The 14728-nt window shown below is 43.5% G+C and carries 11 protein-coding genes; 4 read left to right on the forward strand and 7 right to left on the reverse strand.

Annotated elements, in window-relative coordinates:
- Positions 1-88 precede the first annotated feature (88 nt).
- The 3 genes from RRG12_RS29730 to RRG12_RS29740 form a co-directional block, all read right to left on the reverse strand.
- Positions 89-475, reverse strand: a complete 387-nt coding sequence (locus RRG12_RS29730; RefSeq protein WP_420761667.1) for a hypothetical protein — start codon at positions 473-475, stop codon at positions 89-91.
- Between the two features lie 40 nt (positions 476-515).
- Positions 516-1547, reverse strand: coding sequence for a hypothetical protein (locus tag RRG12_RS29735; protein WP_420761668.1), 1032 nt, complete (start codon positions 1545-1547; stop codon positions 516-518).
- Positions 1548-2085: 538 nt separating this feature from the next.
- Positions 2086-2328, reverse strand: a complete 243-nt coding sequence (locus tag RRG12_RS29740) for a hypothetical protein (RefSeq protein WP_420761669.1) — start codon at positions 2326-2328, stop codon at positions 2086-2088.
- Between the two features lie 534 nt (positions 2329-2862).
- Between RRG12_RS29740 and RRG12_RS29745 the strand changes: the two genes are divergently transcribed.
- Both RRG12_RS29745 and RRG12_RS29750 read left to right on the forward strand, forming a co-directional pair.
- A complete protein-coding gene (locus RRG12_RS29745; protein WP_420761670.1) occupies positions 2863-4350 on the forward strand; it encodes an AAA-like domain-containing protein in 1488 nt (495 codons plus the stop codon).
- Positions 4351-4872: 522 nt separating this feature from the next.
- The gene (locus RRG12_RS29750; protein ID WP_420761671.1) at positions 4873-7158 is read left to right on the forward strand and encodes a DUF1796 family putative cysteine peptidase; all 2286 of its coding nucleotides are present in this window, start codon (positions 4873-4875) and stop codon (positions 7156-7158) included.
- Positions 7159-7683: 525 nt separating this feature from the next.
- Here the strand turns inward: RRG12_RS29750 and RRG12_RS29755 are convergent.
- Positions 7684-8259 (reverse strand): single-stranded DNA-binding protein, encoded by a 576-nt coding sequence (locus RRG12_RS29755; protein ID WP_420761672.1) that lies wholly within the window; start codon positions 8257-8259, stop codon positions 7684-7686.
- Positions 8260-8530: 271 nt separating this feature from the next.
- Positions 8531-9787, reverse strand: coding sequence for an FAD-dependent oxidoreductase (locus RRG12_RS29760; RefSeq protein WP_420761673.1), 1257 nt, complete (start codon positions 9785-9787; stop codon positions 8531-8533).
- Between the two features lie 284 nt (positions 9788-10071).
- Between RRG12_RS29760 and RRG12_RS29765 the strand changes: the two genes are divergently transcribed.
- Complete coding sequence (locus RRG12_RS29765) at positions 10072-11436, forward strand: ABC transporter ATP-binding protein (protein ID WP_420761674.1); 1365 nt, start codon at positions 10072-10074, stop codon at positions 11434-11436.
- Between the two features lie 229 nt (positions 11437-11665).
- Here the strand turns inward: RRG12_RS29765 and cydB are convergent, their stop codons facing one another.
- On the reverse strand, positions 11666-12679 hold the full coding sequence (gene cydB, locus RRG12_RS29770) for a cytochrome d ubiquinol oxidase subunit II (protein ID WP_420761675.1): 1014 nt from the start codon (positions 12677-12679) through the stop codon (positions 11666-11668).
- 193 nt (positions 12680-12872) lie between these two features.
- The gene (locus RRG12_RS29775) at positions 12873-14315 is read right to left on the reverse strand and encodes a cytochrome ubiquinol oxidase subunit I (RefSeq protein ID WP_420761676.1); all 1443 of its coding nucleotides are present in this window, start codon (positions 14313-14315) and stop codon (positions 12873-12875) included.
- 143 nt (positions 14316-14458) lie between these two features.
- Here RRG12_RS29775 and RRG12_RS29780 point away from each other — a divergent pair, with 143 nt between their 5' ends.
- Positions 14459-14722: a hypothetical protein gene (locus RRG12_RS29780; protein ID WP_420761677.1), complete on the forward strand. Its 264-nt coding sequence runs from the start codon at positions 14459-14461 to the stop codon at positions 14720-14722.
- The last annotated feature ends 6 nt before the right edge of the window (positions 14723-14728 follow it).

Raw genomic sequence — 14728 nt, forward strand, 5'->3', positions numbered from 1 at the left:
AATCAAAGCGGATTCCTATACCAGCAAGGAGAGAGGGCTATGAGGCTTATTATATCTGCATCCTAGTCCTTTTTATAGCCCCGCGAGGTCAGAAGCCCATCGGTTTAATAGCCTTGATGGTGCTAGTAACAATATCAATAACTTTAGCTATTTCTGATAAAAAACCTCCAAAATTCTCATTCTTAATCTTTTTAGCAGCTTCTTGTAGGCTATTTGTGGCACTCAGAATTTGTGAGTAAGAACTATTAACATCGTTATTGAGTATAGAACCTAGTTTTACCCCATCGATCAAACCCTGTAGTTCAATTGCTTTGGTTTCCAACTTGCCCCATTCATCTTTTGCCTGTGTAAATTTTGTGCGATCAATTCTCCCATCGTCACGAGCTTTGCCAGCCTCTTCACTGAGAAATTTAATTGTATTAGTTAGTTGATCATGAATCTCTTTTAAATGATCTATATTTAGTTCAGTAGTCATAAGTCCTCTTTCTTTTATTTACAAACGGTTGACTTGATAATTAATCTTGAATCTCATTAAATAGAGGAGTAACTTTGTCAATGTATTCCTTGGTTACTTTCTTGGCTTGCTTTAACTCTGATGTGGTAATTTCTTGATTCCAAACATCATATTTTTTATCGGTATTTTGAAAACTTAGGCTTTCCTTTTTAGAGCGATATTTATTGCATTTTTGAATTTGGTCTGATGAGAGTTCTTCCCGATCTTTATTGAAAATACGCTTCAATTGGCGGTGAAATTCTGCGGTATAACGAATAGCAGCTACGTAGGCTGATCCCTGTTTTTTACGTTCAATTACCTTGGTAATTTCTGCTCGTTCTTCTGCCTCTAATAAAGTCTGTTGTGTCTGAAGTGCGTTAAAATCTTGTAGATCATCTTCTGGGTTTGATAATTTTAGTAATCTTATATTGACCTCACTTATGTAGAAACCATAATTTTCATGAATCTGCGTAATTTCGTCGTTGAGCAAAGACTTTACATAAGATGACTCAATGAAATCGGACAGTTCAGTAGAATATTTCTGAATATCTTGATCTGTGCAAACAATAGCAACTTTCAAGTTATCTCGCCGAAAATCTGTAACTAGAAGATTAGTAATAAAGTCAGCAATTTTAACCCCTGCTGTGCGAGCATTTTCATCAATATTAAGCTTTCCTAAACCGTCTGAAATTTTATTTAACTGAGGAGTAAAGCCGTTATCATTTTCAGTGGCTAAATTTCCAACTGCCGCAACATAGTTGACTAAAACACTGCCAGCTATTTCAGTATTTTGTGAATTCGGAAGGTAAATTTCGTCGCATTTATCCAAACGATCTTTGCTATTTATTCTACTTTGCTGTGTTCCCAAAGCTTCCCAGGTTGCGGATCGGGCGCAGGAAGCATAAATATCAGCCGATATTGTTTCGTTGGCAATTGCTAAAGATTGGGATAAATCACCAAATGATTTCGCTTCTGATAAGTCTTCTTTTTGGCAACTGCCAAGGATAAATGAAAAGGGAATTAAAGCAAGTAAAACTTTAACTTTAGGTTTCATAAATTGTTAATTAGATACTTTTCTTAAAATTAATTATGACTTGCTACTGCTACATTATATTTATCAGTGGTGGGACAAAATTTTATGTAATAGGGCAATACTTTGCAAAAACAATAGCCTACAAAAGTTTGAGCAGAAATGCAAAAAAAACCATATATTAGCGTTTAGCTTCAAAGGTAGATTGGAGTCTCAAACCCTCTATACTGCGGACAATACGGAAAATAATCTTGCAGGAAACCTTGGAGTAAATTTTAGGATTTATTATCTTTGCCAAGCCATAGACAAAAAGAAGTTAATACATCAACTCACCCTCGTAAATTGGCGAAGTATTGTCAAATGAAAAGTTCCTTCAAGTAATTCTAACCCTATGTATATTTTCAATCGATTACAAGGTTAAGAGCCATTAATAGTATTTAGTGGTATATAGCAATCCTAAATGAGTTTTTAAAACCGCCCTTGTTCAGTTCTGTGATTTCTTTGAGAGGTTGCAGAGCTTGTTATTCACGAATGATTTAGAATTGCTATAGCCTTGCTACTGTTACGTTAGTTGAATTCCTATCTGATTAGCACGGAGATGAATAATTTGCGCCAGTCTAGTTTGTGTTGCTATTGCAGTCTGATCGTCTTTAGCTTGCCATTTTTGGTAATTAGCGCGAACTGAGTCTAATTCTTGCTGCAAATCTTCTTTGGTAGTCATTGCCATAATTTGGCTTTCAATTGGGTTAGTGTCGTGAGGACTAGGATTAGGTTGGCTATTTTCATTAGGAATTAGAAAAGTCATACAACCTCCAGAAGGCTAATATTAACTTGATATGAATCAACACTACAGATTCCCGATTCCTAACACTACCAAAGTTTGCAACTTTAAGAAAAAAGCTAAGGATTTAGCACCAGCAAATCTTCAAAGCTTTTCCCTATATTGGTTTCAGCTACCGAAAATTTAAGTGCCTCGCAACCATTCATTTAACGGCGTTGTTAACTTTGGAAAAACCCGCAAGTTAATAACTTGCTTGCTTCTGTTTACTTTCCCAGAGTAAACTCCGATTCCCAGGCGCGTTGAGAATAGACGTTTTTGAATTGCATCCGTAAGTAGTCGTGCGAAATTCTTGATGTCACTGTAAGCAAAATGTAATTCTGATACTGTATTTGCCAATTTAGAAACCCAATGGCAGTAGGCTCAACGTGCTAATTTTACTCAATAGCCTAATCACTTAAGATTTGTAAATATACTGCATAAATTTTTAAAGTGCATCAGTTAGCTATATTTAGTAAGCAAATTACTAAGCATATTTTTATACTTTATTTCCAAGTAAAAATGCAATTACAATCGAAAAACCATCTACGAAGGCGGGGTGCGATTCTGACGGCTCAAGGCTCAAAGAAACTCAATCAGGCAAAAGCTCAGTTAGAAATTGAGCAAAACTTTAAACGATACACTCTCGAAGACCTCAGTGAGAAAACAGGTTTAACCCCCAATACCCTCAGTAAGGTCTTTAATGGCTCTGTAGGAGTCGATAAACGAACCTTGGAGTGCTGCTTCCATGCTTTTAATATAACCTTGCTAAAGGACGATTATTTCTATCTGGAGCCTCATCAAGACAGTTTTGCCGAGATTGGCTCAATGTCGCAGGCTTCAGCCTGCGATCGCATCGAAGCAGTATGCAATTCTCGTAGTAGTGTAGGGCAAACCCACAAAATGGAACGATTCCCGAAGGGACGGCAGAGCCGAACGTCAGACAATCTATACCCTCGTTCCCCAAACCCACCAGGAGGGCAGATGCCCCTGGATTCAGTCTTCTACATTGACCGTCCTATTCTCGAATCCCTCTGTTATGAAGCCATCCAGCAACCCGGTGCGTTGATCAACATCCGCGCCCCCAAGCAAATGGGCAAAACTTCTCTAATGACTCGCATCCTGGCTTACGCTAACTCCCAGGGTCATCGCGCCGTTTCTGTGAACTTGCAACTTGCTAACGACGAGATTTTACAGAACCTAGAACGCTTCTTACAATGGTTCTGTGCCAGAGTCAGCAAGCAGTTAGACTTGCCAAATGAAATTGCTAGTTTTTGGGATAACTCCTTGGGCAGCAAATCAAATGCCACTGATTATTTTCAGGATGTAATCTTAACCAACCTCGATTGCGGAGTCTCTTCAAGGGAGAATCGCCCCCTAGTCATTGCGATCAATGAACTCAACCAGCTTTTTGCCTACCCCGACGTTGCTCGTGAATTTCTCCTACTTTTACGAACATGGTCTGAACAAGGCAAAGAAGCCGATGCAGACATTAATCCTTGGCACAAGCTGGGATTGGTGACGGTTCATTCTACTGAAATTCTGATGCCTCCCTCCATCGATCCCTCTCTCTTGAATACTGGGCTGGTTATTGAGTTACCTGAGTTTACCCCTGCTCAAGTGCAGGATCTAGCATATAGGTGCGAACAGGAGATAAGCTCGTCACAAACCCAGCGCCTAATCGCTCTGTTGGGGGGACATCCTTATCGGTTGCAGTTAGCATTTTATTATCTACAGCAGCAGACAATAACCCTAGAAGAACTCTTAGAAAATTCTGCGATCGCTGCTGCCATCTATGCAGACCACCTAGAACAGCAATGGTGGAACCTGCAACGTTATCCCGATTTATTGCCATCGTTTACAGAAATCGTCAGACAGTCAAGTCCTGTAGATTGCGAGGCTGTGCAAGGCTCACAGTTGCACAAAATGGGGTTGGTGCATCTGCATGATCTGAAGGCAAGTATTGCCTGTGAGTTATTTCGTCCGTTTTTCTGCGATCGCCTCCGGTAAATCAATGGTGAGCGATCGCATTTCTCATCTATTAAGTCTTGGTTAAGTGGAATAGATAGCGTTCACTACTAAGTACTTGCGTATTTCAGCGCTATTGAAGGAAAAATTTAACTTAATCTTATCCTTTTGTTGATTTGTTCTTAGTTGTGCAAAGACTTTTAATACACTATATTCTATTTAATAAGTATAAAAATCTTCTGTAAAAATTCTATTTAATCGTTAAAAACCTTTCTAACCATAGCTTTGGGTGATTTCAATCAGAGCTTCAGTATACTTAACAAGATCCATACCAGATTCTTAAGAATTCTATGTAATATTGTCAAAGTAGATTTAATGCGGTTCGGTTAACGTTCTAATCTTTTGAAAATCCCCCCTTAAAAAGGTGGTCTTTTAACCCTCTTGTACCCATTTTTTAAGGGGGTTGCAGTAAGCGGGGGATCTTAACCAAACCGTATTGAAAGTAGATTTAAATATTTCAGCCTGACTGTTTGGTATCGTACTCACTAAATCAGGATAAATTCTATGTATCGATTCCAGATCAGTGCATATACTCAAAGGGGCGAATCCATTGGTCTGGTTGGTTCTAGTCCAGAGTTGGGATTGTGGGACATCACCAAATGTGTCTACCTGCGTACAAATAGCGATCGCTATCCTTTATGGTGGACAGATATAGAAATTGACATTCAGCCGCCTTTAGAATCAGGCGATGCCCAGAGAGTTGAATATAAATACATACATCTCGACGCAAACGGTAATGCTCGATGGGAGAGTTTACTAGATACAAATCGCTGGATACCGATTGACTCTAAAAAGCATTCCAGCAAAATTATTGTGGATGATGGCGCATTCGGTTATTTACAACCTTACCCCTTTGGATACATCGAGAAGTCGGTTGTCAAAATGCCCTTGGAAGAAGGGGTTGAAAGACTCAAAATTGTGGTCATTGGCAGTTCCGTCGCATTAGGTCATAAAGCCTGGTTTCTGAAAGGTTGGGTCTGGCTATTGGCACAGGCTTTAGAGCAAAAATATAGACATCAACTTGTGAATGTGTCGGAAGTGGGGGCGAATGTCAGCAGAACGATCGCTCGATTTGGGTCAGTTGTCACCCCAGAACAACCGGATATCGTGATCATTGCCCTATCTCTGGGTAACGAAGGGTTAGCCTACTGTCACCCTCACGAACGCCGAGCAGTACAGCGACGGTTTGAAAGTGGCTTGCAGCAGTTGGTGAAAATGACGCGCGACATCGGGGCTATTCCGATTTTGGGCGGTGTCTATCCCAATGGCGACTATTCCCTGGAGCATTACTGGCTGATGCAAGACACACACAAACGAATGCTAAGTTGGGACGTAACCGTACTAGATTGGTTGGCAGCTGTGGATGATGGGCAAGGACGATGGAAAGCGGGGACATCCTTCGATCCGGCTCACCCAAACACGATCGGTCACAGCCTGATGTATCAGCAGATCGATCAGCACCTATTCGATATCGACAAAGACAAATTAGCAAAAGAAAAACAACGCTTCCAGCAACCGAATGAATTTGCCATCTACTTTGACACTGTAGGTTTTCATGTCTCTGTCTGTATCGAAGAGAAGCGTTTACGGATCATTAATCAATCACAATACAACTACACGATCGCTCCCTATTGGCAGGAATTGCAAACTGCACTGCAAAGTCAGGCAAGATTGATACCAGGTATTTACATTGCGAAATCTGTGAAGCCAGGGACACTCCCCTTCTTTGCTGTACAAGAGGATGGCGCGATCGCAACTACATTAGACATTCCCCCTAGTGCCGATCTAGAATATAGCGCCGCCTTCAATCTCTTTTCGCCGAACAACTCACAAGTTTTGTTCTATGACGGGCATTTGGGGATTTTGCAAGCGGACGAACGCCACCTCTGGGTGATCAACGAATCAGAAAATGAGTACAACATCCAGCCCATGTGGACAGAGGTTTGCAACGCACTTAAAGCCATGCCATCGGGTGTCTATGAAGATCCGCTTTATCCCGATGCCCCCTTTCGCACCCTGATGATTGGTAACGATGGGTTAGAAAGCCGGGTGAAAGTACGACCCAAGTCTGCGGTGTTTTTCCAATACAAATGTCAGTTATCGGATATCAAGCGTGTGGCGATTCTTCCCCTTGGCGATCGCTGTGCCGTCCGCATGATGTTGTACAAGATGGAGTACGATGGCCCTGCTTTTCCCTTTGATCTAACGCGCACCACTAATATTGGAGATGTTGCGGATGCGATCGCAAACGGTTTTTATGATATGTGGAACCCTGCCTTCCTGCACTACAGCCCAGATGCAGGCAGAATTTACCACAGTAAGTGGTCGGGTTTGTCTTTTGCCCATGAAGTTGAGGAGACAGACGACCCAACAAGCGATATGTCTCCCGTCCATGAACGGATGCGCGTTCGTTACACAGCACGTTCTGAAAGGTTTTGGTACGCACTGCGGCACTGCGACAGAGTGCTTTTCGTCCGCACGGGAATTTGCGATCGCGGTGGCGTAATTGATCTGGTCAACAAGCTACAAAAACAATGTCAGGGGAAGCCATTTGATCTCCTGCTTCTTTCTCCCCAAAGCGATGATGAGTTTTTAGACCTCCCCAATGTGCTGCACTACAATGTCGAGTTTAATCCCGATCGCATGTATGACGATTTGGGACACTGGATGTATTGCACAGAAGTGATGCGAGGAATTCTAGAATCCCTTGGTGTGTCTAGTAAAAACCTCTTTTGGTGCCCACCCAAACCGGCGAAGGGGTGGGAAACTAGTACCGCAAGGCGGAATTAAAAATTAAAAATTAAAAATTAAAAATGAAGACAGCGTAAGGTTTTTGTTGATTGGTAATGGGTGGTTTATTTCCGCCGTGCTGTACTAGGTAGGGGAGCAACGCGAAAAAGTGAGATCCTCGTGAAATAGGCAGGGGGAGCTGGGGAAGCAGGGGGGCAGGGGAGTAAAGAGAAATTTTTAGTACTTTTTACTACCGAAACGGATTGCTTATACACTTGTTTATTTTTTCCCCTGCCTTCCCTTACCCACTCACTGTTAGAGGATTGTCCCCCTAGGTAGAGGCGATCGCTCTTTGATTGTCCAATCCCTTGGAATTACTGTGAGTTAGCGCTTGCAAGCCAAGTTTTATCCAACAGAATTCAGGAGTCAGGAGTCAGAATTCAGTTGGGTATTCTGTACGAAAAAGCGGATAGCGCCGACTGCAAGCAAGTCCGACACTCAAGGATTCGCTTTGCGTGTCGCTATCGAGCGTCTTGATTCAGAATTCTGAATTCTGAATTCTGCATTCTTCTTCAACTACCAACTTTAGAAGGGAATATCATCTGGATCTGGTTCTTCCTCCTTCACTGCGGGATAAGTGGTTCGCTCATAATTTGTGGGTTGGGGTGCGGGTTCGTAACTTGTCGGTTGGGGGGTAACGCCAACCGGATTTGTCGCTGGGGTAGGTGTTGGGCGTGGTGACTCGTAACTGCTAACGTCTTTCTGTGGAGGACGAGATGCTGAAGATGTTTGTCGTGGAGCCGTTTCAGTGAATGATGGAGTTGCGGTTGCTGAGGGTAATGGATCAGTATTAAAACTACCTCCAACAGGTTGAATTTGTTGCACTGTTAATTCAGCGCGTTTTTCTTTAAAACCTTCTTGACGCTCAACAGTAGTCATACCTAAACGTCCTACCAGGATGACGCGATCGCCTTGGTGGTAGTTTTGCTGAATTTCTGTCGCTAAATTTCCCCAGCCGACAACTTTCAGAGTAGCTGGCGGATCTTCTGGTTTCTGGGAATTGGGAAACTGAACCAGCATTTCCGTGACTCCTAAATTATCCGCTGTATAGCGGAGTTGCGGCTCGTTAATAATTTCCGCCATCAAAACGCAGCTGTTCATTAAAATTACTCCTGACTGCAAAAAGTACTGATTGAAAAAGAGGGGGTTTTTCTATGTAGTGCCAATTAATATCTAGATATGTTTAATTGTTTGCATTTTTTAATAATGTCTGGGTTTTTAGTCCTTTCTAGCATAAAAGCCAAGCGATCATTTTGAACAGCATTGAGTATACTGTTCGCCACCCTCGCTTGACTGAATGAGCATTAAATTCTGCATAGAGTAGTATAATTGTACCACTCATTCATCAAATAGAAAAAATTCTTGGCAAAAATTAAGTCTTGACGTGAGAGGGGAAAATACCGAAGGCAATCAACCTGGCTGGAAGGTCGCGCAAGATAGGTAAGCGCAAAAACGCAGGTGGTACAAAGGTGCGATTTGAGGTGAGAACCGGGGCAAATACCCGCTTTTGGATAAAAGTTTGAAACGCCTGAATGATGCGTGTGGGCAACTCGCGTTGACGCTGTACTTTTGCTAGGTCGCGGGGTTCTATATGTTGATTCTTGAGGGGTTTGCTGAGTACATTAGCTGCGACGACAGCATCTTGAATCGCGTAATTAATGCCAACTCCACCCACAGGGGACATTATATGAGCTGCATCACCAATGAGTAAGATTCCCGGAAGATACCAACGTTTGACACGACTGGACTCGACTGAGAGAAAAGCTATTTGTGACCAATCATGTAAATTGTGGATGCGTTGCTGGAATTCTGGCACTACTTCGACAACAGATTTTTTTAATTCCTCCAAACCCTCAGCCCGCAGTTGTTGATAGCCTCCCTTGGGGATAACATAAGCAAGTTGCCACTCATCACCACGGTCAAGCATAGCGATAATTTTACCTTGACCAAAGCGCCCCATTCCTCCCTCTGGATCTTCTGGCTGACGGGGTAGGCGAAACCAAAGGATATCCATTGGTGGTGAGGTTTCAATTGACTCAAACTCACCCAGATGGCGTAAACGTGAGTGGCGACCATCTGCACCCACTGTCAGTATTGCCCGGATTTCATGCCAACCACCGTCTCCCCGATAGCGGACACCTTTAATTACACCATTTTCGGTAATTAATTCTTGTACATTCGCACCCATCACCAGATGAAAACTAGGATATTTTCGCGCTTCTTGGGTGATGAACTCCAAAAATTTCACCTGTGGAAGCATCGTAATGTAGGGGTAGTGGGTTTTCAGATGACTAAAATCTGCCAAAGTGACAGTATCTTGAGGAGTTTTAACCCTAATTTGGCGCATTTTGGCATGAGGGAGTTCTAGTAAGCGATCGCTAAGTCCCAATTCCTCCATAATTTCCATCACCGATGGATGAATCGTATCGCCGCGAAAATCGCGATCGAAGTCTTTGTGTGCTTCCAGCAGCATCACAGAAATACCTTGACGCGCTAACAACAGCGCCAATACTGCTCCTGCTGGGCCTCCACCCACAATGCAACAATCTGTGGTTTGTACGTCTACAATGTCATGGATAAGGTTAATACTTGGATCTTGGGAAAGATTTTTAGGTATATCGGTATTCATCACAACACCTCCTGACAGCCCTAAAATTTAGGGTAATTTGCTTTTAATGGTGCAAGCTGTTTTTTTAACTTTTCGTATTTACATAGAACGTGTATTATGATGGGCGCTAAACTGTCATTGGTCATTGGTCATTGGTCATTAGTCATTTGTCCTTTGTCCAATGCCCCTTAAGAGTCCTGAGTAATGAGTGCTGAGTGCTGAGTGGGGAATCTCATTTCTTTACTCAGGACTGGGAACTCGGAACTCGGAACTGTTTTGCCCCATGCTCAATCCCCAAATTAGTTGTGTCTCAAGTTGTTTTAGAAAACGTTTATAAAAGTTTTTCCCCACGTAAAGGGGAAAGTGTTACCTCACAAACGCAATCTCCCCTCACATCTGGGGAGAATGATGCAGTGCAAGAGCGTGCGGGAAGTGTCAACGTCTTGCGGCGAATTAACCTGACGATCGCAGATGGTGAGTTTATGGTGCTGGTGGGCCCTTCTGGTTGTGGTAAAAGCACTCTGCTGCGGTTAATCGCCGGGTTAGAAGTGATGACTGGCGGTAATATTTGGATAGGCGATCGCTTAATCAATGACCTACCGCCCAAGGAACGCGACATCGCAATGGTGTTCCAAAATTACGCCCTCTATCCCCACATGACGGTGTATGACAACATCGCCTTTGGGTTACGCCGCAGGGAATTAGGGAATAGGGAATGGGGAATAGGGAATAGGGAAAATCAGCATTCTCCACTCCCCACTCCCCATTACCCCTTATCCCCAGAGGGGGCCCCACCTTCCCCACTCCCCACCTGGGCGGAAAATCTTTTTGTGGGAGCGACCAGAAAGTTACCTAAAGGATTGCGCTACATTTCTGACAAAGAACGAGCGGTGAATGAGCAGGTGCGTAGTGTTGCTCAACTGTTGCAAATTGAAACATTGCTGAATCGCTTACCCAAACAGCTATCTGGCGGACAAAGACAACGGGTTGCATTGGGACGAGCGATCGCACGTGACCCCCAAGTATTCTTAATGGATGAGCCACTTTCTAACTTAGATGCCAAACTCCGGGCCGAAACCCGCGCCCAAATTGTCAAATTGCAGCGCCAACTGGGAACAACAACAATTTACGTCACCCACGATCAAACCGAAGCGATGACAATGGGCGATCGCATTGCGATTATGTCTGAGGGTAAAATTCAGCAAGTTGCTTCTCCCCTAGAACTTTATAACCGTCCTGCCAATCTTTTTGTAGCAGAGTTCATTGGTTCACCACCAATGAATTTTATTCCTGTAGAATTTCATGCTCCACAGTTGATTACTCATTCCCAGCTTCGTTTTACTCTCCCCGAAGTCTGGGGAAAAGCTCTACAAAAATATGATCGGAAAACTCTAATTTTAGGCATTCGTCCAGAACATTTGAACTTGAGTATGCCTGCCACTAAAAATCTACCAGTGCAGGTAGATTTGGTAGAGAATCTCGGCAACGATTCCTTTCTCACTGTTAAGATTGCCGAACCTGGTTCCCAACCTGCTGCTACAGCCAATTTCCTACAAGTGCGAATACCACCAGACAGATTTGTACAACCTGGTGAGCAACTTTGGTTATCGCTAACTCCAGAGAAAATTCACTTTTTTGATCCGGAAACTGAGTTGGCAATATTTCCCTAAAATTAATCAACAGAGAAACACAAATCTACCAAATTTTAGATTTTAAATTTTGGATAGACACCATTTATTTGTGAAGCTGTCCTAAACCCTTTGGCTCTTCGGTTAAGGCAAGAGACGCGAGAACCATCACAAAGACGCGATAAATCGCCGTCTCTACAAAAGACTGATTATTGTAGAGACGGCGATTTATCGCGTCTTTGTGATGGTTCTCGCGTCTTTATTGTGTAACCTACTCTCCATAATGTGTGCCTGCTACTTTCCCTCGAAACACAATGTAATTGTAGATGTTGTAAAACAACATAATGGGAATAAGAAATCCAATGAAAATAATCATGAAGACTAATGCACTAGGTGCTGCCGCTGCCTGATAAATGGTAATACCTGGTGGGATGATATAGGGAAAAACAACTAATCCTAACCCCACAAAGCTAAGTAGAAAAAGCAGCACTGTCCAAACGAGGGGAGTAGTTTCTGCTTTGCGGTTCAGGCTTTGAATCAATAACCAAATCAGCAGCACACCTAACACTGGAATGATTGAAAATAGATACACTTCTGGCTGATGAAATAACTTTGCTCTGGCATTTTCATACACAACAGGGGTAGCGATCGTGATTAAGATTGCACCTAAGAGCGTTGTCCAAGCAGCGAGTTTTGCTGTGCGGTAATGGGATGTTTGCAGTTCTCCCTCAGTTTTTAAGATGAGATAGGTGGAGCCAATCAACACATAACCCTGGATTAATGTCAAGGCAACCAGGAGCGATCGCCAATCGAACCAATCCCACATACTGCCGATAAAGTGACCCGCTTCATCCACCTTAATGCCTTCTAAAATGGTGCCCAAGGCAAATCCTTGAAATAGCGCCGCCATGAAACTACCGACTCCAAACGCCACATTCCAAAATACTTTGTTTGTAGAATGCTCTCGAAACTCAAAGGCCACAGCCCGAAAAATCAAGCCAAAGATCATCCCAAAAATGGGAATGTAGAGCGCATTTAAAATGGTGCCATAAGCCAGAGGAAATGCCCCAAACAACGCACCCCCCATCAACACCAACCAGGTTTCATTGGCATCCCAAACATTACCCAAACTCGTCATTAAAATGTCGCGTCGGTCGTCATCGGAACTGGTTAGCGATAGGATGCCCACGCCTAAATCAAACCCGTCTAACATGACGTAGAGAAATAAAAACAGAGCCAAAATTACAAACCAAACCTGCGCTAAAAAGTGTTCTAGATTCTCCATACAGTTACCTTAGTCAGTGCTGAGTGCTGAGTATTGAGTATTGAGTGTTGAGTATTAAGTGTTGAGTATTGAGTGTTGAGTTCTGCGTGTTCGCGTAGCGTCCCGTAGGGAAGAAAAAGTACTGGCTAAAGCCCCCCTACTGCTAACGGAACTCAGCACTCGGAACTCGGAACTCGGAACTCATCACTACTCCTCATTGTTCTGCTTCAACAGGACGTTGATCTGGAACAAATTCAGCCGGAGTAGTTTCTGCGACAGGTTCGGTGTCAACGCCTGGAACCGGAAGTTCCAGATTCGGGCCTTGACGAATGATTCGACTACCAAAGAATAAGGCACAAATAAACAGGGCTGTATAAATTCCAGCAAAAAGCACCAGCGATGTTAACACCTCACTAGCAGGTAGGTGGGAAACTCCGTCTGCTGTGCGAATTTGCCCATAAAGCACCCAAGGTTGTCGCCCAACACAACGCACAATCCAGCCTGATTCGACGGCGATGTAGCCCAGTGGAGCCGCCAAAATCCAGATTCGTAGTAGCCATTTCTGCCCGGCGATCGCCTCTGCTGAGAGTTTCCCCCGCAACCACTGAATTACACTGATACCCATCAATCCAGCTAAGAAGAAGCCAATGCCGCTCATAATACGGAAGGAATAATAAATCAAACCCACCATCCGGGGGCGATCTTCAGGCTTCCAATGTTTCAGTCCGAGAACGGGTTTAGATAGGTTCTGTTTGAATTCCAAAATGTAGCCTAAGCCGTTGGGAATTGAGATTTCCCAGTCATTTTGCTCAGTCTGGTTATTAGGTAATGCCACCACACTCCAGGGCGCGGGCTGTCCGGCTGGACTAGTTTCCCACTTAGCTTCCATCGCCGCGAGTTTGGTAGGCTGATAATCTGCTACTTGCTCGGCGCTGAGGTGTCCGATATAGATTTGTAATGGGGTGACAGCGATCGCTGTTGCCAAGACAATTTTAAGCGATCGCCCAAAGAAAGCCTCATGACGGTTATTGAGAATATACCAGGCGCTAATTCCCCCAATCACAAACAGAGAAGTTTCCAGCGTCGCCAAAAACATGTGCGAGACGCTGTTGAGCATGAAGGGATTTAAGATTGCCTGAAAGTAATCATCCACAACAAACTTTCCGTTGACCATTTCCCCTCCTGCTGGGGTCTGCAACCAAGAATTTGCCGCTAAAATCCAGAAGGTAGATAGGTTTGCGCCAAAGGCAACCATAATCGTGGCAAAATAGTGAATTACTGGGTTGACTCGTTCCCAGCCAAACAGCATAATGCCCAAAAATCCAGCTTCTAGCATGAATGCCATCGAAGCCTCAAAGCCTAAAATGCTGCCAAAAAAGTCGCCTACTGCTTCGGAAAACGGTGCCCAGTTCGTGCCAAATTGAAACTCCATCGGCAAACCGGATGCTACACCAATACCGAAGTTCAACACATATAACTTTGCCCAAAAACGAGCATGATAGTAGTAATCGGGATTGCGTGTTTTGAGCCACATTCCTTCGACGATGACCAGATAAATCCCCATCCCAGTGGTGAGAACAGGCCATAGCATGTGAAAGATCGCCGTCAGTGCAAACTGCATCCGCGATAGGGCAACGGTATCCGAGAGAAAATCCATGAACTAACCTCTGAATTCGTTTAAATCTTTACTTGCACAGCATCTTTGGGTTATAGCCGAATGCATTAAAGATACCACTGGGAACACAAGAGGAGTACGAAAATTTTGTCCGTTGTAACTGAGTCTGCCTACACGAGCATTTTGTGGTACTTGATCGCGGTGCGACAAAGTTTGAAGTACCTCAACACGACTTTGAAGTACCTCAACACGACTTTGGAGTACCTCAAAACGACTTTGAAGTACCTCAAAACGACTTTGGAGTACCTCAAAACGACTTTAGAGTACCTCAAAACGACTTTAGAGTACCTCAAAACGACTTTGAAGTACCTCAAAACGACTTTGGAGTACCTCAACACGACTTTGAAGTACCTCAAAACGACTTTGAAGTACCTCAAAACGATTTCTAGGTATAA

The sequence above is a fragment of the Nostoc sp. CALU 546 genome (assembly GCF_048836525.1).

What these genes read in the sequence shown, in the direction of transcription:
- RRG12_RS29730 (WP_420761667.1), bottom strand. Translation starts at nt 475, where the DNA reads ATGACTACTGAACTAAATATAGATCATTTAAAAGAGATTCATGATCAA.
- RRG12_RS29735 (WP_420761668.1), bottom strand. Translation starts at nt 1,547, where the DNA reads ATGAAACCTAAAGTTAAAGTTTTACTTGCTTTAATTCCCTTTTCATTT.
- RRG12_RS29740 (WP_420761669.1), bottom strand. Translation starts at nt 2,328, where the DNA reads ATGACTTTTCTAATTCCTAATGAAAATAGCCAACCTAATCCTAGTCCT.
- RRG12_RS29745 (WP_420761670.1), top strand. Translation starts at nt 2,863, where the DNA reads ATGCAATTACAATCGAAAAACCATCTACGAAGGCGGGGTGCGATTCTG.
- RRG12_RS29750 (WP_420761671.1), top strand. Translation starts at nt 4,873, where the DNA reads ATGTATCGATTCCAGATCAGTGCATATACTCAAAGGGGCGAATCCATT.
- RRG12_RS29755 (WP_420761672.1), bottom strand. Translation starts at nt 8,259, where the DNA reads ATGAACAGCTGCGTTTTGATGGCGGAAATTATTAACGAGCCGCAACTC.
- RRG12_RS29760 (WP_420761673.1), bottom strand. Translation starts at nt 9,787, where the DNA reads ATGAATACCGATATACCTAAAAATCTTTCCCAAGATCCAAGTATTAAC.
- cydB (WP_420761675.1), bottom strand. Translation starts at nt 12,679, where the DNA reads ATGGAGAATCTAGAACACTTTTTAGCGCAGGTTTGGTTTGTAATTTTG.
- RRG12_RS29775 (WP_420761676.1), bottom strand. Translation starts at nt 14,315, where the DNA reads ATGGATTTTCTCTCGGATACCGTTGCCCTATCGCGGATGCAGTTTGCA.